Genomic DNA, 1161 nt, shown 5'->3' on the forward strand with positions numbered 1-1161 from the left:
ATGCCCGCCGCCGCGCGGGCGGTGTCCTGCTGGCGCGCCTCGGCCTGATGCCAGTCGCGCCGGAAATCCTCCAGTTCGGCGCGCAGGGCCTCCTGCCGCGCGGGCGGGCGCTGCGCGGCGCGGGCGGCGGCGGCATCGGCGAAGCCGGCGGCCCGCGCGGCGTCTTCCAGGGCGGCGGCGGCGGCGGCACAGGCCGTGGCGGTTTCTTCCCGGCGCGCTTCCGCCTGGGCCTGGGCGCGGCGGGCATTCTCCACCGCATTCTCGGCGGCGGCCTCCTCACGCTCCTGCCGGCGCAGCCTGTCGTCCAGCGCTGCGGCACCCTGGCGCGCGGCGGCCAGGGCATGCTCCAGCGCGGCGAGGTCGCGCGCCGCGGCGGGCAGGCGGGCGCGCTGCGCCTCGGCCAGAGCGCGGGCGGTTTCGGCGGCCAGCTGCGCCTCGCGCTGACGCGCCTGGGCCTTGGCCACGGCCTCCGCCTGGGCCTGGAGCGCCGCCTCGGCCTTGGCCAGCGCGGCACGGGCGGCGGGCAGGCGGGCGGCGGCGGCACGGGCCGCCTCCAGGGCTTGCGCGGCCTCGGCCAGGGCGGCCTCCGCCGCCGGCCGTGCCGGGATCTCCGGCAGGCGGGCCTGGAGATCGGCCAGCCGGTCCTGGCTGCGCTGCCACGCCCGCGCGGCGGCCTCGCGCGCCGCGCGCTTCTGGTCGAGTTCCTGGCGGGCGCCCGCCTCGGCGGCCTCGGCGGCCGACGGATCGGGGGCGGCGGCGGCGGCAACCCTGGCCGGCGCCGGATGGTCGCGCCCGCCGCAGACGGGGCAAGGCTCGCCCGGACGCAGCGCGGCGGCCCAATGCGCGGCAAGCTCCGCCCGCGCCGCCTGCTCCGCCGCCTGCCGCGTGGCCTGGGCGGCGGTGTGGCGGGCCAGGGCCGCTTCCTCGGCGGCCCCGGCGGCGGACAGCGCCGCGTGCTGGCGCGCCAGGGCGGCCTGAAGCTGCTCCGCCTGGGCAGCGGCCCCGGCCAGTGCCTCGGCCTGGGCGTGGCGCTGCTCGGCGGCGGGGCCAAGGGCCCCGGCGACGGCGGCCTCCGCCTCGGCGGCGCGGGCGGCGGCGAGGGCAGCCTCCTGCTTCAGCCGGTCAGCACCCGCCTGGGCCAGGGCGCGCTCCGCCTGGGCC

The 1161-nt window shown here is 82.3% G+C and carries 1 pseudogene; it reads right to left on the minus strand.

Annotated features, from left to right (window positions below):
• Positions 1-1161, minus strand: a pseudogene (locus tag NON00_RS24550) (hypothetical protein); the annotation flags it as partial.

Source organism: Roseomonas sp. GC11 (assembly GCF_024437745.1).
In the GTDB taxonomy this organism is placed as follows: domain Bacteria; phylum Pseudomonadota; class Alphaproteobacteria; order Acetobacterales; family Acetobacteraceae; genus Pseudoroseomonas.